The 18539-nt window shown below is 57.1% G+C and carries 20 protein-coding genes and 2 tRNA genes; 9 read left to right on the forward strand and 13 right to left on the reverse strand.

Translation table 11 applies throughout. The annotated features are described in order from the left end of the window. Positions 1-136 precede the first annotated feature (136 nt). Positions 137-766, forward strand: coding sequence for a TfoX/Sxy family DNA transformation protein (locus tag AC6I7A_RS06480; protein ID WP_058958010.1), 630 nt, complete (start codon positions 137-139; stop codon positions 764-766). Here AC6I7A_RS06480 and yccS read toward each other — a convergent pair. Both yccS and AC6I7A_RS06490 read right to left on the reverse strand, forming a co-directional pair. Further along, complete coding sequence (gene yccS, locus AC6I7A_RS06485) at positions 763-2904, reverse strand: YccS family putative transporter (protein WP_369750594.1); 2142 nt, start codon at positions 2902-2904, stop codon at positions 763-765. The two genes, AC6I7A_RS06480 and yccS, sit on opposite strands and share 4 nt — an antisense overlap. 1 nt (position 2905) lies before the next feature. Then, on the reverse strand, positions 2906-3346 hold the full coding sequence (locus tag AC6I7A_RS06490; RefSeq protein WP_009091033.1) for a YccF domain-containing protein: 441 nt from the start codon (positions 3344-3346) through the stop codon (positions 2906-2908). A 123-nt stretch (positions 3347-3469) separates the two neighbouring features. Between AC6I7A_RS06490 and helD the strand changes: the two genes are divergently transcribed. Beyond that, positions 3470-5524, forward strand: coding sequence for a DNA helicase IV (helD, locus tag AC6I7A_RS06495; RefSeq protein WP_058958012.1), 2055 nt, complete (start codon positions 3470-3472; stop codon positions 5522-5524). A gap of 1 nt (position 5525) precedes the next feature. On the opposite strand, the gene mgsA is transcribed toward helD, so the two are convergent. After that, positions 5526-5984: a methylglyoxal synthase gene (gene mgsA, locus AC6I7A_RS06500; protein ID WP_009091029.1), complete on the reverse strand. Its 459-nt coding sequence runs from the start codon at positions 5982-5984 to the stop codon at positions 5526-5528. A gap of 68 nt (positions 5985-6052) precedes the next feature. Further along, positions 6053-6694 carry a YccT family protein gene (locus tag AC6I7A_RS06505; protein ID WP_009091028.1) on the reverse strand — a complete coding sequence of 214 codons (642 nt, stop codon included), beginning with the start codon at positions 6692-6694 and terminating at the stop codon, positions 6053-6055. A 176-nt stretch (positions 6695-6870) separates the two neighbouring features. Here AC6I7A_RS06505 and AC6I7A_RS06510 point away from each other — a divergent pair, with 176 nt between their 5' ends. Then, entirely contained in the window at positions 6871-7284 is a 414-nt protein-coding gene (locus tag AC6I7A_RS06510; protein WP_009091026.1) for a CoA-binding protein, read from the forward strand. Positions 7285-7320: 36 nt separating this feature from the next. Here AC6I7A_RS06510 and hspQ read toward each other — a convergent pair whose 3' ends face one another. Together hspQ and rlmI are read right to left on the reverse strand one after the other, a co-directional pair. Next, positions 7321-7638 carry a heat shock protein HspQ gene (hspQ, locus tag AC6I7A_RS06515; protein ID WP_009091024.1) on the reverse strand — a complete coding sequence of 106 codons (318 nt, stop codon included), beginning with the start codon at positions 7636-7638 and terminating at the stop codon, positions 7321-7323. Positions 7639-7696: 58 nt separating this feature from the next. Continuing rightward, positions 7697-8887, reverse strand: coding sequence for a 23S rRNA (cytosine(1962)-C(5))-methyltransferase RlmI (gene rlmI / locus AC6I7A_RS06520; RefSeq protein WP_058958009.1), 1191 nt, complete (start codon positions 8885-8887; stop codon positions 7697-7699). A gap of 85 nt (positions 8888-8972) precedes the next feature. Between rlmI and yccX the strand changes: the two genes are divergently transcribed. After that, on the forward strand, positions 8973-9251 hold the full coding sequence (yccX, locus tag AC6I7A_RS06525) for an acylphosphatase (RefSeq protein ID WP_058958008.1): 279 nt from the start codon (positions 8973-8975) through the stop codon (positions 9249-9251). Here yccX and AC6I7A_RS06530 read toward each other — a convergent pair whose 3' ends face one another. Both AC6I7A_RS06530 and yccA read right to left on the reverse strand, forming a co-directional pair. Further along, complete coding sequence (locus AC6I7A_RS06530; protein ID WP_009091019.1) at positions 9252-9578, reverse strand: TusE/DsrC/DsvC family sulfur relay protein; 327 nt, start codon at positions 9576-9578, stop codon at positions 9252-9254. 104 nt (positions 9579-9682) lie between these two features. After that, positions 9683-10336 (reverse strand): FtsH protease modulator YccA, encoded by a 654-nt coding sequence (gene yccA, locus AC6I7A_RS06535; RefSeq protein ID WP_009091017.1) that lies wholly within the window; start codon positions 10334-10336, stop codon positions 9683-9685. Between the two features lie 220 nt (positions 10337-10556). On the opposite strand from yccA, the gene AC6I7A_RS06540 reads away from it, so the two are divergent. The 3 genes from AC6I7A_RS06540 (at position 10557) to agp (ending at position 12801) form a co-directional block, all read left to right on the forward strand. Further along, positions 10557-10644: transfer RNA gene (locus AC6I7A_RS06540), tRNA-Ser, on the forward strand. A 73-nt stretch (positions 10645-10717) separates the two neighbouring features. Beyond that, a tRNA-Ser gene (locus AC6I7A_RS06545) sits at positions 10718-10805 on the forward strand. 265 nt (positions 10806-11070) lie between these two features. Beyond that, positions 11071-12801: a bifunctional glucose-1-phosphatase/inositol phosphatase gene (agp, locus tag AC6I7A_RS06550; protein ID WP_082668212.1), complete on the forward strand. Its 1731-nt coding sequence runs from the start codon at positions 11071-11073 to the stop codon at positions 12799-12801. 65 nt (positions 12802-12866) lie between these two features. On the opposite strand, the gene AC6I7A_RS06555 is transcribed toward agp, so the two are convergent. Genes AC6I7A_RS06555 through wrbA form a run of 3 tightly spaced genes read right to left on the reverse strand, consistent with a single transcriptional unit; the run spans position 12867 to position 15145 of the window. After that, a complete protein-coding gene (locus AC6I7A_RS06555; RefSeq protein ID WP_058958006.1) occupies positions 12867-14240 on the reverse strand; it encodes an NAD-dependent succinate-semialdehyde dehydrogenase in 1374 nt (457 codons plus the stop codon). Between the two features lie 54 nt (positions 14241-14294). Next, entirely contained in the window at positions 14295-14525 is a 231-nt protein-coding gene (locus AC6I7A_RS06560; protein WP_009091011.1) for a YccJ family protein, read from the reverse strand. Positions 14526-14545: 20 nt separating this feature from the next. Next, positions 14546-15145: an NAD(P)H:quinone oxidoreductase gene (gene wrbA, locus AC6I7A_RS06565; RefSeq protein WP_009091010.1), complete on the reverse strand. Its 600-nt coding sequence runs from the start codon at positions 15143-15145 to the stop codon at positions 14546-14548. Positions 15146-15446: 301 nt separating this feature from the next. On the opposite strand from wrbA, the gene AC6I7A_RS06570 reads away from it, so the two are divergent. Both AC6I7A_RS06570 and AC6I7A_RS06575 read left to right on the forward strand, forming a co-directional pair. Further along, entirely contained in the window at positions 15447-15620 is a 174-nt protein-coding gene (locus tag AC6I7A_RS06570) for a con-10 family general stress protein (RefSeq protein WP_009091008.1), read from the forward strand. A gap of 98 nt (positions 15621-15718) precedes the next feature. Further along, positions 15719-16633 (forward strand): DMT family transporter, encoded by a 915-nt coding sequence (locus tag AC6I7A_RS06575; protein WP_058958005.1) that lies wholly within the window; start codon positions 15719-15721, stop codon positions 16631-16633. Here AC6I7A_RS06575 and rutG read toward each other — a convergent pair whose 3' ends face one another. Together rutG and rutF are read right to left on the reverse strand one after the other, a co-directional pair. After that, positions 16634-17959, reverse strand: a complete 1326-nt coding sequence (rutG, locus tag AC6I7A_RS06580; protein ID WP_058958004.1) for a pyrimidine utilization transport protein G — start codon at positions 17957-17959, stop codon at positions 16634-16636. Between the two features lie 49 nt (positions 17960-18008). Further along, complete coding sequence (gene rutF / locus AC6I7A_RS06585) at positions 18009-18521, reverse strand: NADH-dependent FMN reductase RutF (RefSeq protein ID WP_033736345.1); 513 nt, start codon at positions 18519-18521, stop codon at positions 18009-18011. Positions 18522-18539: the final 18 nt, after the last annotated feature.

An 18539-nucleotide genomic window follows, 5' to 3' on the forward strand; every position in this document is an offset into this window, starting at 1 on the left:
AAAACGCCTCGCAAAAACGCGACAAGATTAGGCGAACCCCTATTTATTCGTTGAACCCGCTTACGCTTTTTCCTATCTTCTAATTGCCTGATACCCAAGGCAATTTACGGTCTGTTTCTGACATGGAGGTGGTGCAATGAAAAAGGTGAATCCGGTTGTAGAGCGCTCCAGAGCGCATCTGGCCCCACTGGGAGCCATTGAGTCCCGTACCCAGTTCGGCGGGTATGCACTGGCGGTGGAGAGTGTGGTTTTCGCGTTAATTAATCAGGGTGAGCTCTACCTGCGCGCCAGTGAACCCCTGCAGGCGTACATCACCGATCGGCCTCTGCAGCCGCTGGTGTTTCGCAAGCGGGGTAAGCTGGTCAGTCTCAATTACTACCGCGTCGATGAGACGTTATGGCGCGATCCTGAGCACCTGCTGGCGCTCTCCGCCGCCTCACTGGAAACGGCGCAGCTGGAGCTGCAGGACAGGCAGGGTTCACCGCGACTCAAAGATCTGCCCAACCTCAGTGTCCGTCTGGAGATGATGTTGTATGACGCGGGTATCATGAGCGTCAACCATCTTTACCAGATGGGGGCCAAACAGTGCTGGCTGAAGCTGAAAGCCATCAACCAGCACGTCGGATTTCAGACATTGCTGGCGCTGCAGGGCGCAATCACCGGTCATCATGCTGCTGCACTGCCGCAGGCAACCCGGGCCGAGCTGAACGCCTGGTTTCAGCGTACGCTGTTGTCTGACACAGCGCCCGGAAGCAGCAAAGGTTAGTCGGCGAGTAGCGTGCGGCGCAGGCGAGCCATTTCAGGCATCAGTGCCACCAGCAGCCCGAGTTGCTGGAGCACCAGTGGCGCACGCGTGTCTGCATCTGCAGCCAGCTGGCTGATGCGCTGAGCTAACGGCTGGCGCATCGCCTCTGCCTGTTCATCACTGACCACCTCCGTCTGCAGCACATCCTCCACGTAGCAGACGGTGTCATCCAGCAGCGTCAGCAGTGCCGGATCGCTGATCTTATCGCGGTGGGCACCCAGTGCAGAGATGTAACTCAGAAACGAGTGGTTAGAACAGAGCAGCTGAAAAGCGGATTCACGCAGTTTCTGGCTGGTGCGACTTTCACTGCTCATATTTGACACCACCGACGCCAGCTCAGCATCGGCATTGTGCGCATCACGACGCGCAATGCGATAGGCGAGTCGGTTGTCTTTGCCCTGATGATACTGCTCCATGATGGCGTCAAGATAACGACAGTTCGCCTGCAGAGTGCGTTCTGCCACGGCCGGTAACTGACGGAACCGCCAGTCAGGCCAGATAAAGGCCACAGCCAGCCAGGCCAGCCCACAGCCCAGTAAGGTATCTACCACCCGTGGCAGGGCGACCTCAAATCCTTCACCTAACAGATTGAAGCAGAGCAGCACCAGCAGCGTAATAAACAGCGTGGCCTGCGCATACTGGACCTGTCTGAAGGCAAAAAAGAGCACGCCGGAGATAACGATCAGGATTAACTGACCCTCTATGGAGGGCACCAGCCATAAAACGGGCAGGCCAATCGCAATACCGGCCAGCGTCCCGCCGATACGCAACGCCAGCCGTCGCTGGGTTGCGTTGTAGTTAGGCTGACAGACAAACAGACTGGTCAGCAGGATCCAGTAACCGCGTTCCAGTCCGGTCACCTGAATAAAACCGTAGCCGATACAGAGCACCACAGACATCCGTACAGCATGCCGGAACAGCGCCGACGCGGGCGTGAGATGTCGGCTGAAGCGCAGCCGGATATCACTCCAGCCACTCAGCCCTTCTCGCGACAGCAGATTGTCGCTGTGCTGAGTGTCTTCGCCTGACAGGGTCTGTTCAGATTCAATCGAGGCGAGTTGAGCGTCGATGGCACGCAGATTACGCAGCAGCCAGAAGAGCGCACGCGTATGGGCGGCTTCCGGTTCACGCTGCTCCAGACGCTCTATGGCTTTTTGCAGACGTTCAAACGCGCGCTCAAACCGGCTGTCATGCACCCATCTTTCGCGCATCAGGATGCAATGCGCCAGCTGCCGACACGCCTGAGCCTGCATATTCAGCAGTCGCTGGAAGCGAAACAGAATTTCGTTATAGCGCCAGTCACCCCGCAGCAGATGATATTGCAGGTGAGATGAGCTGGCCCGTTCATGAATGTCCTGCGCCACAAAGTAGTAGTGGAGGCTGCGGCGGGTTCCGCGTGAGCCGCGATCGCCGCGCAGACGACTCTGCAGCGTGGTTTTGGTCAGGTTGAGCTGGGCCACTAACTGGCTGTTGACCATTGCCGCCTCAACAAAGGCGGCATCATCCTGTTCACCCGCATCCGGGTCGAACAGATTCGCTTTCGCATCCAGATAACGCGCCAGTTGTGAAAAACTGCCGGCCAGCTGCTCCTGCACCGGTCGCACCGGGAACATCAGGTGACCCAGCAGTGTCAGCAGGTTGTACCAGAGCGCGCCGACCAGCAGCAGGATCGGCTGCATATACCACTGACTGAACAGCCCGATGCCAAGCATGGTGTAGACCGCAATCAGCAGCGCGCCAAAGGCGATCGTCGCGTAACGCTGACCCAGCGCGCCCAGCAGAATAAAACCCCATGTTGAGATCGCGAGGCCAGCGATAAAGGCCAGAGGCCAGGGAAACAGTAACTCGACGGAAACCGAGGCGATGCAGAAGCAGAGCAGGGTAATCAGCAGATTCTTCAGGCGACCCGCCAGACGATCATCGAGATCGGCCAGCGCCGCCGCTACCACACCCAGCGTCAGCGGGATGGTCCACTCAATCTGGTGCAGCCACCAGGGAATGGCGGCGCATCCGCTCAGCGCAAACAGGATGCGCAGCAGATAGCGCCAGGCGCTGTTAAACAGATATTTGCGCCAGCCCGGCAGCGTAGCTGACATCATATTAATAGCGGCGGGCATTGGCTTCGCGCGCAGCCTGCGCCTCTTCCACTGACACCACCCGGCGTCCAACCGGCCAGAGTGCTATCGCGGCGATCTTGAAGTTAGCCAGCCCGACCGGAATACCGATGATGCTGATGCACTGCACAATCCCGACAGAGATATGGGAAAGGCAGAGCCACCAGCCGAAGAAAATCAGCCAGAAGATATTCAGAAAGGTTCCGCCGGTGTTCATGATGTGACTTTTATTTTCAGGGCGAAGCACATCTACATGCACCGCCTCGTTACCGAATGGCAGCAGCGAGAGTTTGGTAATTTCCCAGCAGGAGCGGGTCAGCGGCAGGGTAAAAATCAGTACGATGCTGATCAGGGTGGCAAACAGCCAGCTCAGGGTGGTGAAAAAACCGCCCAGGACAAAATTAAGAACGTTTAAGACGGTGCGCATGATCTTCTTTTCCTTTTGCATTCCGCAAGATGTGACGCCAAGTTTAGCCTGTTTTAAGGCTGGAGCGCCAAGGGTCTGACAGGTAAACTTCCCCGAATCCTATTCTCTGACGTGAGTGTCGGCGTGGAACTGAAAGCAACTTCGATGGGCAAACGACTTGCCCGGCATCCCTATAATCGTGTCCGTCTGATGGCAGCGGGCGTCGAAGTCAGTGGCGATAAGCATGAGTACCTGATCCCTTTTAATCAGTTGCTGGATATCGCCTGCAAGCGCGGCGTGGTGTGGGGCGAACTGGAATTTTTGCTGGCTGATGAAAAAGTGGTGCGGCTGCATGGCACGGAATGGCAGGAAACGCAGCGCTTTTATCACTACCTGCTGCAGGCCTGGCAGAGCTGGAGCCTGGAGATGAGTGCGGTGTGCCGCGACGTGCTGCAGACCCTGCGTGATGACATTGAGGCATTCAGTGCACAGGATCGCTGGCTGAACCGGCATGAACTGCAGGCGCTGAAAAACACCATTATTCAGCAGTTCGATGCGTTGCCGCTGCCGCTCTCCCGCCTGAAGGATTTTGCTGACTGTCGTGAAAACCAGGCTTTCTGTCAGCGCTGGCTGGAGCAGGGCGAGGCGGCCCTGCGGCAGCGAAACCGTGACTGGACCGCCGCAATGCTGACCCGCTATCGGGCATTCTTCGACACGGTCGAGAGTACACCTCTCAATCAATCGCAATGCGAGGCGGTAGTCAACGGCGAAGATTCACTGCTGGTGCTGGCGGGCGCCGGGAGCGGTAAAACCTCCGTGCTGGTGGCGCGTGCGGGCTGGTTAATGCAGCGCAATCTCGCCAGCGCCGATCAAATTCTGCTGCTGGCCTTTGGCCGACAGGCTGCAGAAGAGATGAACGCCCGTATCCAGTCGCGGCTGTCAGCCAGTGACATTCAGGCGCGAACCTTCCATTCTCTGGCCCTGCATATTATTCGTGAAGGCAGCAACAAGCAGCCGGTCATCAGCAAGCTGGAGAGCGATGCCGATGCGCGTCGTGCACTGCTGATTCAGGAATGGCAGCAGCAGTGTCATGAAAAAAAGGCCCAGGCCAATGGCTGGCGCCAATGGCTGCGTGACGAGCTGGAGTGGGAGGTGCCGGAGGGGCCATTCTGGGAGGATGACAAACTGGCTAAGCGCCTGGCGTCCCGGCTCGAACGCTGGCTGGGTCTGATGCGCATGCACGGCGGCGCGCAGGCCGCGATGATCGCAGAAGTGCCTGAAGAGGTGCGCGATCTGTTCAGCAAACGTATCAGGCTGATGGCTCCCCTGCTGAAAGCGTGGAAGAGTGCGTTAAAAGAGGAGGGCGCGGTCGATTTCTCGGGGCTGATTCATCAGGCGATTGCTCTGCTGGAAAAAGGGCGCTTTATCAGCCCCTGGAAACACATTCTTGTGGATGAGTTTCAGGATATCTCACCGCAGCGCGCCGCCTTGCTCAGCGCTTTACGCCAGCAGAACAGGCGCACCGCCCTGTTTGCCGTTGGCGATGACTGGCAGGCCATCTACCGTTTCAGCGGTGCAGAGATGACGCTGACGACGGCGTTTCATCACTACTTTGGTGAGGGTGACCGTTGTGTGCTGGATACCACTTACCGCTTTAACGATCGGATCGGCGACATTGCGAACCGTTTTATCCAGCAGAATCCGCAGCAGCTGGCGAAGCCGCTTAACAGCATCACCAAAGGGAATAAAAAGTCGATTTCACTGCTGGCAGACGATCAGCTGGAGCCGTTGCTGAATAAACTCAGCGGCTATGTAAAGCCTGATGAGCGCATCCTGCTGCTGGCGCGCTATCACTACCTGCGACCGGATGTGCTGGACAAAGCCAGAACCCGCTGGCCGAAACTCAATCTGGAATTTATGACCATCCATGCCAGTAAAGGCCAGCAGGCGGACTACGTCATTCTGCTGGGGTTGCAGCAGGGCAAAGAGGGCTTTCCGGCGAACGTGCGCGAATCGATTATCGAACAGGGTCTGTTACCGCAGCCGGAAGCGTTCCCGGATGCAGAAGAGCGCCGCCTGGCCTACGTCGCCCTGACACGGGCGCGCCAGCAGGTTTTTCTGCTGTTTGATAAAAGCGCGCCGTCACCTTTTGTCGGACACTTCCGTGAGCTGGGTGTGCCGGTGTTGCGTAAAGCCTGAGTTACTTCAGCCGTCCGGCCAGATAGCGCGCATAATCAGGGATCATGATCTCGCTGCTTTGCGCAAACAGCGGCGACTGAATAATAAAATCTGCGGTGGAGCGATTGGTGGCGACCGGGATATTCCATACGGTTGCCAGACGCAGCAGCGCTTTGACATCGGGATCGTGGGGTACCGCATTGAGCGGGTCCCAGAAAAAGATCAGCGCATCTATCTTTCCTTCTGAAATCAGCGCGCCTACCTGCTGGTCGCCGCCCATCGGGCCGCTCAGCATGGCCGTGACATTCAGGCCGGTGTCGCGGTTGATCAGATTCCCGGTGGTGCCGGTCGCATAGAGGATATGCGATTCCAGTGCAGGCTGATTCTGTTTAACCCACTCAAGTAGAGCGGCTTTGCAATGGTCATGGGCGACCAGTGCGATATGTTTTTGTTTGCCAAGGGTACGGGTAGTCTGCTCCACAAACGTCTCCATTCAGGGTCATGCGGAAAAAGCGATAGCGCGAGTTTACCTCTGCGCTTTCAGCGCTATCAACTGGTGCGCAGCATTTTGACCAGCGTCAGAAACTGCTGACGCGTCGCTTCGTCAAAGCGCTGAAACCAGCGGTGAAGTGAGGGATGCTCCGCTTCAATCGTCCAGTCGAGATCGGCGGTCAGACTGACCGCAGAAGGCGTCTCAGAGGCCGAGTGGGCAAAACGAGGCACAGAGGCGATCTGACCGGTGCGATTGTAGTTCACCATCGCTTTTTCCATGTCGACAGCAGGGGCGGCAGGCAGACGATCGCGCAGGCTGGTGATTTCGTTCCCTTTCTCATCCACCAGCAGAAAATTCAGGCTGCGATCGAAGTGATAGCGCTCGCGTTTTGTCTCCAGCGCAGGCAGCCGGATGGTAATGGTTTTAGCCACGGCAGTGAAGGTGACGATCATCGGCACCGATTGATAGGCGAGCGTGCTCTCTTTCTGACCTTTTCGTTGCTGCTCTACCCGAAACAGAAACTGATGCTGACCCCGGTCCAGCTCTAAACTGTCTGCGCCCTTGAGGAGCGAGCCTGAAATCTTACGGCCATCCAGCACCAGCAGATCGATTTGCGGATCGAGCTTTAACGTGATGGCAGAACAGGACGCCGAAACGAGGAGAGCGACCCACCCCATTACAGCCAGCGACAGCTTCATTTCAACTCCGGTAACTGATGACACACAGGATTATGTGTAGCAAATTCTTACATTATGGCAGTGAGTTTACATTTAAACATATTTAATCGTGCGCTGGCTCAATTAATTACGTCACTGACTTAACCGTTCATGGGTGTGCCCATCTACACTCAACTCTGGCCTGAAAGGAGATAACGATGAACGACCAGACAATTCGCGAGGTGCTGACCCGCACCCAACGCATCGCCTTAGTCGGGGCAAGCGATCGCCCTGAGCGTCCCAGCTACGGCGTGATGAAATATTTGCTTGATCAGGGGTATGACGTGATTCCGGTCAGCCCGAAGCTGGCGGGCAAGACCCTGCTGGGGCAGCAGGCGTATGCCAGCCTGGCAGATGTTCCGGGCCATATTGATATGGTGGATGTATTTCGCAATTCTGAAGCCGCGTGGGGCGTAGCCCAGGAGGCGATTGCGGTGGGCGCAAAAACCCTATGGCTGCAGCTGGGTGTGATTAATGAGCAGGCGGCCGTGCTGGCACAGGATGCGGGTATGACGGTGATTATGGATCGCTGTCCGAAGATTGAGATTCCGCGGCTGGGGATCACGCGCTGAGAAGAGATGTGTGGCGGCAGAGGGTGCCGCCACAGATTAATGTCGCAGATGAGGCGCCTGAAGCTGCTGACGCACTGAGGCCGCCAGTTCATCCATTGAGGGCTGCTCAGGGTGTTCAACGCTGGTTTCGCCCGAAAGCTGAATCTCAGCAACATAGGTATGCACCTGATCGCCTTCTTCATCTTCCATCACGACATGATACCAGGGTGCCGAACGCATCTTCTCTTCCGCGCCAACCTCTTCAATTTTAGGCTCATCTAACGAGTACTCAGGATCGACATCAACAATAACGCCCAGTACGCCGGACAAACGATGACGAACCTGCTGACCAATACCAAATTTACTGGCAATCATAGTGACCTCCGAAAAAAAGCTCTCTTTCCAATATGGGGGCAGGAGCCAATTTTTCAAGTCACATGACGCGGCAGGCGAAACCTTTCAGGTAGAGTCCCTCCGGGTAGCTGGCGATCACCGGATGATCCGCTGCCTGACGGAACTGCTCAATAAACTGCACCTCGCGGCCGGCATCCAGTGCGGCATCGGCAATGATCTTCTGGAACAGCTCGGTGGCCATCAGACCGGAGCAGGAGAAGGTCAGCAGAACGCCACCGGGATTCAGCAACTGAATGGCGAGCATGTTGATATCTTTATAGCCGCGACAGGCGCCCATCAGCTGACTTTTGTTTTCGACGAACTTCGGCGGATCCATAATGATCAGATCAAATTTCTCCCCACTGTCACGATAGCGACGCAGCAGTTTGAAGACATCATCACGCTCAAAGCGCGCGCGGGAGAGGTCGAGTTCATTCAGTTCGACGTTCTGACGTGCCACATCCAGCGCTTCCTGCGAAGTATCAACGCTGATCACCTCTTTACAGCCGCCCATCAATGCCGAGACGGCGAATCCACCGGTATAGGAGAAGCAGTTAAGTACCCGGGCATCCTGAGCGTAACGGCGGGTGGCGAGACGGCTGTCTCGCTGATCGAGGTAGTAGCCGGTTTTATGGCCACCCTGGATATCTACCAGCAGCTTCATGCCATGCTCAGTAATCGGCAGCAGAGGCGGCGGCAGTTCGCCGGTAATCGTGCCCTGCGTCAGTTCCAGACCCTCTTTCTTCCGCACGGCGACGTCGGATCGGTCATAGACAGCACAGCCGGGGAAACATTGCTGCAGGGCAGTAATGATCGCCGCACGCTGATATTCGGCTCCAGCGGAGAGCAGCTGCAGAACAAAAAAATTGCCAAAGCGGTCAATGGTGACGCCCGGTAAACCATCAGATTCACCGGCGATCAGACGATAGCTGTCCAGACCGTCGCGCGCTGCCAGCCATGTGCGCCACTGCTGCGCCTGCTCAAAACGGCGCACAAAGAAGGCGATATCGATGGATTCATCGGCCTGCCAGCTCCAGACACGGGCGCGAATCTGTGACTGAGGAGAATAGGCGGCGCACGCCAGCCATTTGCCGTTACTGTCACACACGTCAATGGTTTCACCCAGTTGCGCTTTACCTTCCAGACGCGCGACAGCGCCTGAAAAGACCCAGGGATGGCGACGGAGCAGGGACTTTTCACGTCCCTTTGCGAGAATCAATCTGACTGTCATAGTTTGCTATGCTTACCTGAAAAAATGAGGTGCCATTGTCCGGTGGATAACGGGAAATTGCAACGAACAGCAGCAGGAGGGCAGTATGTCAGCAGCCTGTTTTAAAGCATGGGTTTATGGCCGCGTGCAGGGCGTCGGATTCCGTTACAGCACCCAGGCCGAAGCCCGCGCGCTGGGCGTGCTGGGCTATGCGCGTAACCTGGAGGATGGCAGTGTCGAAGTGCTGGCCTGGGGCGAGGCGGAAAAGGTCGAAGCCCTCATCGCCTGGCTCAAAGCGGGCGGGCCACGCAGCGCGCGGGTGGACAGTGTACGGGTGGAGCCGCACCAGCCGTCATCACCCCCACGCAGTTTTACGACCGGATAGTCAGAGACATTTGGCCGGTTTGGGCAGGCCTGCGATTTTCGTCGCCTGCTTAGCCGGCCCGTCAGGGAAAAGACGAAACAGATAGCGGCTGTTGCCTTTCTCTTCTCCATACTTCTTCGCCATCGCCTTCACCAGCATTCGTACGGCGGGGGAGGTGTTAAATTCCAGATAGAAGGCGCGCACAAAATGGACGACCTCCCAGTGGGCGTCTGTCAGCGTAAGGCCTTCCTGCGCGGCAATATGCTCAGCCAGCGCTGCACTCCAGTCGCTGGGATTTTTCAGATAGCCTTCGGCATCGACGGCGATTTCGTTACCGTTAAAATTCACGTGACTTCCTCTCTGTAAATGACGGCGCAGTGTAGCAAACTGGCGTAACAGTAAAAGCAAAAACCCCGCCGGAGCGGGGTTTTCAACGCTGATGCACGTGTCTGTCAGTTGCTGCGGGCAAAACCGAGCAGGCTCAGCAGGCTGACAAAGATGTTATAGAGTGAAACATAGAGGCTGACCGTGGCCCGGATATAGTTTGTTTCTCCGCCGTGGATGATATTGCTGGTTTCCCACAAAATCGCGCCGGCTGAAAAGAGAATGAACAGGGCGCTGATAGCCAGATGCAGAGCAGGTAACTGCAGGAAGAGGTTAGCCACTACCGCGACCAGCAGCACCACAAAGCCCGCCATCATCATTCCGCCAAGGAAGGACATATCACGGCGGGTCGTCAGCACATACGCGGAACAGCAGAAGAAGACCAGCGCCGTTCCACCCAGCGCCAGTGCGATCACATCCCCCATCCCTGCGGTCAGGAAAGAGCTCAGGATCGGACCCAGGCAGTAACCCAGGAAGCCGGTGAAGGCAAAGGCGGCCAGGATGCCCATCGGGCTGTTAGCCAGACGGTAAGTTAAAAACATCAGACCATAGAAGCCGACCAGCATCAGGATCAGACCGGGAGCGGGTAGCGCCAGCAGGGTGCTGGCCGTGGCCGTCACGGCTGAAAAAGCCAGGGTTAATCCCAGCAGAAAATAGGTATTGCGCAGAACTTTGTGCGTTGAGAGCAGTGAGGACTGCGATGAAGTGACAATTCTTTCCATGTTGCGCTCCTTTAAGCAGAACACTAAATATGAGCCGAGAATACGCAGGCCATTAAAGAGGGAAAAGCCGTTTTACCCTTCTTTACGCGCTAATCTGCTAATTGTTTGAGCAGAGTGGTGATTTTGACAGCGAAAAAACAGGAAATGGCTGTTTTTCATGCGAACAGTCAGATACAGGCTTTACATCGATAATCGGGATGTTTATAGTGCGCGTCATTGCGGAGGGGTGGCCGAGCGGCTTAAGGCAGCGGTCTTGAAAACCGCCGATGGGAAACCATCCGAGAGTTCGAATCTCTCCTCCTCCGCCACTTTATCTGCCTCGGGCAATAAAGTGGCAAAATGTCAGTGGATTATTTTGCCAATGCAGTACTGTTTCAAAACGGAGGGGTGGCCGAGTGGCTTAAGGCAGCGGTCTTGAAAACCGCCGATGGGAAACCATCCGAGAGTTCGAATCTCTCCTCCTCCGCCAGATTTTACAGGCCAGCACTCAGTGCTGGCCTGTTTCGTTTCTGCCTTCCTCTGTTCTTCTGCCATGCCGAAAAGGCGCACTGAGCCGCATCCGGCTTTGCATTCATCTCTCTTTATCCTCTCTGCTATAGTCTACTCACCGTTTTTGCAAACATCTGGCGCTTTTCTGAGGCGAGCTGAGTTACACTAGGGATTACGTCGCTCTGAGGCGAGCTAATCGGTTGATAGCCAGAGTGTTTCTTTACTGAATGAATGGAATAGGCACAATGATCAAGAAACTGAGTCTTTGCGCATTGTCAGTGCTCGCAGCATTGCCGGTCGGAACCGTCGCGCTGGCGGCTGAAGGTGATATGCAGCTGCAGCAGGTCCTGATGCTAAGCCGTCACAATCTGCGTGCGCCGCTGGCCGATAACGGCAGCGTGCTGGAGCAGTCCACTAAAAAAAGCTGGCCGCAGTGGGACGTTCCTGGCGGTCAGCTGACCACCAAAGGTGGCGTGCTGGAAATCTACATGGGTAACTATACCCGTCAGTGGCTGGCCCAGCAGGGGCTGGCGAAGAACGGCAGCTGTCCTGACAGCCATAACGTCTTTGTCTATGCCAACAGCCTGCAGCGTACCGTTGCCACCGCCCAGTTTTTTGTAAATGGCGCTTTCCCGGGCTGTGACATCGCGGTCACGCATCAGGATGCGATGGGCACCATGGATCCTATCTTTAATCCGGTCATCACAGATGGCAGCGAAGCCTTCAACAAAAAAGCGCTGGCCGCGATGGCTGCTGAAAATGAAAAACTCTCGCTGAAGCCTGCTTTCCAGCGTCTTGAGAAGATTGTTGACTATAAATCTTCGCCTGCCTGTAACAATAAAAAGCAGTGCGATCTGAGCAGCGGTCAGAACACCTTCAGCGCGGAAAATGGTAAAGAGCCGAATGTCAGTGGCCCGCTGAAAGTGGGTAACTCGCTGATGGATGCGTTCACCCTGCAATATTATGAAGGTTTCCCGCTGGAGCAGGTGGCGTGGGGACAGATCAAGACGCCTGAACAGTGGAAAGAGCTGTCGGCCATTAAAAATGGCTATCAGGACGCGCTGTTTACCAGTCCGGATATCTCGCGCGAAGTGGCCGCCCCGCTGGTGGATTACATCCGCAGTCAGCTGGTCGATCAGGATAAAGCCAGTGCACCAGCTATTACGCTGATGGTGGGGCACGATTCAAACATTGCCTCGCTGCTGAGCGCGTTGCAGGTGAAGCCATATGAGCTGCCTGATACCTGGGAAAAAACGCCGATTGGTGGTCAGGTTGTCTTTGAACGCTGGCACGACGCGAAAAATGACAAAGACCTGCTCAAAGTCGAATATGTCTATCAGAGCGCCGATCAGCTGCGCAATGCGGACGTGCTGAGTCTGAAAAACCCGCCAAAACGTGTGACGCTGCAACTGGCGGGCTGCCCGACGGATGCTAACGGCTATTGCAGCTGGGATCAGTTCTCTCAGGCGCTGAACGCGGCGCTGCAGGGCACGCCAATGCAGCCAGCCGCTGCACCACAGCCAGCCGCCGCGACGCCATCTGATGACGACAGTGCGAAAGCCGCTGCGACGCAGGATGCTGCCGCTGACAAAGCGGAAGCCGATAAGGCGACCGCAGACAAAGCGCAGTCGGATGCGGATAAGGCTGCCGCAGATAAAGCCGCCGCCGACAAAGCCGCAGCAGAGAAGGCCAGAGCGGAGAAAGCTGCCGCTGACAAAGCCGCAGCAGAGAAGGCCAGAGCGGAGAAAGCTGCCGCTGACAAAGCCGCAGCGGAGAAGGCTAAAGCGGATAAAGCTGCCGCGGATAAAGCGGCGGCTGAGAAGGCCAAAGCGGAGAACGCGGCTGCTGCCAAAGCGGATAACGCAGCGGCGAAATCAGCCGGTGACAACGCCACGGCTGACAAGGCTGATACTGCAACACCGTCTGCCAGCGCGCAGAACGATAAAACAAAGTCAGCGGCTGAAGCGACACCGTAATATCCCTATCCTGCTGACAATAAAAAACCCCGTCGAGACGGGGTTTTTTTTATACCTGCGGCAGCCTATCCCGCCACAACAACCAGTTTCTGGTTAGCAAACTCTTTGATGCCCAGATCGGAAAGTTCACGACCATAGCCGGAACGTTTCACGCCGCCGAAAGGCAGCTCTGCGGAGGTGTCGCTCTGCGAGTTAATAAACACCATGCCGGTTTCAATGGCAGAAGCGAGCCTGCGGCCACGGGCAATATCCCGCGTCCAGACGGAGCCGCCAAGACCATAGTGAGAGTCGTTGGCCAGCGCTACCGCGGCCTGGTCGTCTGCCACCACATAGACCTGTGCCACCGGGCCAAAGAACTCCTGATAGTAAGCCGGATTATCGGGTGTGATGCCGGTCAGAATCGTGGGCTGGTAATAGCAGCCCACGCCGTCAACGGCTTTACCGCCGGTCAGCAGTTTTGCGCCGCTGGCAACAGCTTCATCAACCTGTTTAACCAGACGGTCGCGTGCATCTGCCGAGGAAAGCGGACCCAGCGTGGTCTTCTCATCCAGCGGATCGCCCAGCGTCGCCGCGCTCAGCGCCGCGCTGAACTGGCTGATAAAGCGATCGGCAATTTTCTCATGCAGAATAAACCGTTTTGCCGCCGTACAGACCTGACCGCAGTTGCTCAGGCGCGCCTGCACGCCCTGACGCACGGCTTCATCAAGATCGGCATCATCCAGTACGACAAAGACGTCGTTGCCGCCCAGCTCCAGCGTCGATTTCTTAAGGTGCTTACCGGCCTGTTCGGCCACGGCGCTGCCGGCGCGCTCGGAACCGGTCAGGGCAACCCCCTGAACCCGATCGTCAGCAATCAGATCCGCGACCTGTTCCGTAGAGATAAACAGGTTCGTCCAGGCTCCTTCAGGCGCACCTGCTTCGCGAACCAGTTTTTCAAAGACATCGGCACAGTGCGGCACGATATTGGCATGTTTTGCCAGCACCGGGTTACCCAGCGCGAGGTTAGGCGCCAGCACGCGCATCAGCTGATAGTAGGGGAAGTTCCACGGCTCAACGGCCACCAGAACACCAATCGGGTGATACTCAACCCAGGCTTCGCCCAGCTCACTGGGGTAGGTGTGCGGCTGCAGAATGCGCTCAGCATTCTCCGCGTAGTAGCGGGCAATCTGCGAGCAGATTTTGACTTCGCCCCGGCTCTGACCAATCAGTTTACCCATCTCTTTACTGGCGATGGTGGCGAGTTCTTCCGCACGGCTATCAATCAGGTCAGCCAGCTTTTTCAGTACCTGCAGGCGCGGCTGAATCTCCCCTTTGCTCCAGGAGGAGTGGAACAGCTGGTCGGCGACCTTCAGGGCATGGCTGACGGCGGCATCATCATGGGATGGCCAGCTCTTCAGCAACTGGTTGTTGGCGGGATTAATGCTTTGATAGGAAGACATAGCGTTCTCCTTGGTGAGCGAAAAAATTGAGGGCGGGAAGATCCCGCCCCTGAATCAGACGTTTTTACGTTCTACGGGTTTGTCATCCCAGGTCAGGAGATCTTTATCGGTTTTTTCAAAGGCGCGAATCAGTACATCGTCACTGCCCTGCTGACGCCAGATCTCTTCTGCCAGTCTCTCATCGTAATCAGCCACTTCGAAAATGGCCTCAGCAATTTCAGGGGAGGTATGACGCAGACTGGCCCATTCGCCAACGTGATGTGCTTTTGATTGTTCAGTAGACATACTTTTCTCCTTTGATTAAATCAGTCCTGCAGTTTAGTGGTCAGGCTGGCAACATGTTCGCCCTGAAAACGGGCGATGTTCAGCTCCGCTTCCGTGGGCTGACGTGAGCCATCCCCGCCTGCCAGGGTGGTCGCACCATAAGGTGTTCCGCCGCGCACCTGAGAGATATCAAACAACTCTTTGGTGCCGTAGCCGATGGGCACGATCACCATGCCGTGATGCGCCAGGGTGGTCCAGACCGAGGTAATCGTCTGTTCCTGACCGCCGCCGGTGCCGGTTGAGGTGAAGACGCTGGCGACCTTGCCAAACAGGGCACCTGATGCCCACAGGCCGCCGGTGCGATCCCAGAAGGTGCGCATCTGACCGGACATGTTGCCGAAGCGGGTCGGGGTGCCGACGATAATGGCGTCATACTGCGGCAGCACATCCGGCGTCGCCTCTGCCGCCAGCTGATCGGTTTTGCCGCCCACCTCCGCAAAGCGACTGGCCTCCATCGTTTCTGGCACCCGCAGGATATCCACTTCCGCGCCGGGAACCCGACGAGCGCCTTCAGCGACCGCGTTCGCCATCGTTTCGATATGTCCGTACATTGAGTAATAAAGCACCAGAATCTTAGCCATTGATCTCTCCAGGTGGTTTAGACGTCCAGAAAAAGTATAGAAGAGCTTTCGTTTTACGCAGGGGAGGGAAGGAATGGGCGGGTTTAGCTGTGTAATAATTCCGCAGCTAATCGGTTGTAAGCCAGAGGAATGTTCGTTATTTACTCAAATCGGTGGTGAATAGTCTGTTGCTAAATGTGACTGTGCGCGGGGTGAAAGCAGAATCTGGCTATTCTTTAACCATGGGTTGAATCCAGGCCCCGGGCCGTCAGCTCTCGACTTTCTCATTCTTATTTATCGCACTACGCGACAGGAGCACATCATGACAACACATCGTGGCGGTTCAGGTAATTTTGCTGAAAACCGTGAACGTGCCGCAGAGGCGGGACGTAAAGGGGGCAAAAACAGCGGCGGTAATTTTAAAAACGATCCGCAGCGTGCCGCGCGTGCCGGCGAAAAGGGCGGACGCAGCAGTCCGAAGAAAACGGACGCTTAATCCCCTGATAGCCGCCGGTAAGATCCGGCGGTTAACGTCGTTGCTTTTCCCCCTCGCTCTCCTCCACAATGTTGTCCGAATCTTTTATCAGGTGAATTATGTCGGACACTCTCCGCGGCTTATCCCTGCGCCTGACGCGGCAGGAGCTGGTGTTAATCTTTATAACTATGATCTGGGGCGGGACCTTTCTGGTGGTGCATCGGGCGATGCAGCACTCGGGACCGTTCTTTTTCGTCGGTCTGCGTTTTGCCACCGCCGCACTGCTGCTGGCGCTCTTTTTCCGGCGCTATCTCAAAGGAATAACCTGGCTGGAAGTGAAAGCCGGGACGCTGATTGGCCTGTCGATTGCCGGCGGTTACGGTCTGCAGACCTGGGGAATGCAGACCATCTCCAGCAGTCAGTCCGCGTTTCTCACTGCGCTCTACGTGCCGGTGGTGCCGCTGCTGCAATGGCTGTTTTTACGACGTCCGCCGGGCATCATGTCATGGCTGGGGATTGTGCTGGCCTTCACCGGTCTGCTGCTGGTGGCGGGGCCGCAGGATGGCCGTATCAGCCTGAATGCCGGGGAGATAGCCACCCTGTTCAGTACGCTGGCGATTGCCGCTGAGATTATCTTAATCAGCCGCTTTGCCAGTCGGGTCGATGTGCGTCGTGTGACGCTGATCCAGCTCGCGGTGGCGTCGCTGTGTGCCTTTGCGCTGATGATCCCCAATGGGGAGACGGTGCCCGTGATTTCCATGCCGCTGCTGTTCAGTGCGCTGGGACTGGGCGCCGCCAGCGCGCTGATTCAGGTCACGATGAACTGGGCGCAGCGCAGCGTGTCACCCACGCGTGCCACGGTTATTTACGCCGGTGAGCCGGTCTGGGCGGGCGTGGTCGGACGTATCGCCGGTGAGCGGCTGCCTGCACTGGCGCTGGTGGGAGGGGCGCTGATTGTCTGTGGCGTGATTGTCAGTGAACTGCGGCTGAAACGAAAGAAAGCGGTGCAGCCTGCTGCCACACCGCTGGAGTAGTTAACCCTGCTGACGCGCCAGCTTATCCTGCTGCATGGCGCGGTTACGGCGCAGAATGGCATTGAGGATAATCGCCCCAAAGGTCGCCGTGCCGATGCCGCCCAGCGTGAATGAACCGATTTTAAGCGCAAAGTCACCTGCGCCAAGGACCAGCGTCGTCGCCACCATGATCAGGTTACTGTTCTGGCCTAAATCGACCTGATTCTGAACCCAGATGCGTGCGCCCGCCACCGCAATCAGCCCGAAGACCACAATCGAAGCACCGCCGATCACCGGCGCCGGAATGGTGTGGATCAGCGCACCGAACTTCGGTGAGAAACCGGCCAGGATCGCGATGACCGCCGCAGCAACAAATGCCAGCGTCGAGTAGACTTTGGTCACCGCCATCACCCCGATGTTTTCCGCATAGGTGGTCACCCCGCTGCCGCCGATTGAACCGGAGAGCATCGTGGCAAGACCATCGCCCACAAAGGCGCGTCCCATATACGGGTCGAGGTTGCGTCCGGTCATGCCCGCTACCGCTTTCAGGTGGCCGAGGTTCTCCGCCACCAGGATAATGGCGACGGGGGCGATTAATACCATCGCATGCAGATCAAAGGTCGGCGAGGTGGTATGCGGCAGACCAAACCACGCCGCCTGTGACAGCGCCGTAAAATCCACCGGCTTGCCCAGTCCCAGAACGTTAGTCAGCAGGGCATAGATCGCCCACGCCAGAATCAGCCCCACCAGAATCAGCAGGCGCTGAACCATTCCGCGGGTAAAGACGGCCACCAGGCCAATACATAACACGGTCATCACCGCGATCCAGCTGTCGAAGGCGGAGGCAGAGACGCTGTGCACCGCAATCGGTGCCAGATTCAGCCCGATAGCCATCACCACGGCTCCGGTCACCACGGGCGGCATCAGATTCTCAATCCAGCGGGTGCCGGATTTCATTACCACCACGCCTATCAGCGTATAGAGCAGGCCGCAGGCGATGACGCCACCCAGCGCCACGCTGAGGTTAGGGTTCAATCCCTGACCGCTGAAACCGGTCACCGCAATCACAACGCCCACAAACGCGGCGCTCGACCCGAGATAGCTGGGCACGCGACCGCCGGTAATAAAGAAGAACAGCAGGGTCCCTATCCCGGAGACCAGAATCGCCAGATTGGGATCCAGTCCCATCAGCAGCGGCATCAGCACCGTTGCGCCAAACATCGCCACCGCGTGCTGTAAACCCAGCACCAGCGTCTGCCCCGCAGGCAGTGTCTCATCCGGGGCGATAATACCGTTTTCTGTTAAAGCCGACTTCTTTTGCCATTGCGGAAACCAGGATCGTGCCATCGTCTACTCCAGAGCGTTATGAATGCCGGTGGGTTTCAGGGAAGGGTTATCAGGCTTCCTGCCGCATCAGGGGATGGTATCCCCGGTCAAACCAGGCCAGGCCGTGAGAATCGTCGTTGCGCACCACGGCCAGGACTTCACAGAACAGGGTGTCATGGGTGCCGACGCTGACAATCTGAGTGATCCGGCAGTCAAAGGAGGCGACCGCGCCGCTCAGCACCGGCGAGCCGGTAACGGCCGTCGACCACTCTGCAGCCACAAACCGCTCAGCCATCGGGGTTTTACCACCAAACAGCGTGGAGAGCGCTTCATGGCCCGCCGCCAGGGTGTTGACGCAGAGCTGCATGTTTTCGCGGAACACCGGATAAACCGAGGCCGAACGGTTCAGGCAGACCAGCAGTGTAGGGGGCGCATCCGTGACACTGCACACCGCAGAGGCGGTGAAGCCTGCGCGTCCGGCAGGACCTTCCGTGGTAATGATGTTGACCGCCGCGCCCAGGCGCGACATCGCATGACGAAAGGCCGTTTTGTCAACGGCAGGGGTAAGGGTATCCAGGCTCATAATCTTCTCCGCAAAAGC

This window comes from Type-F symbiont of Plautia stali, from assembly GCF_059731105.1.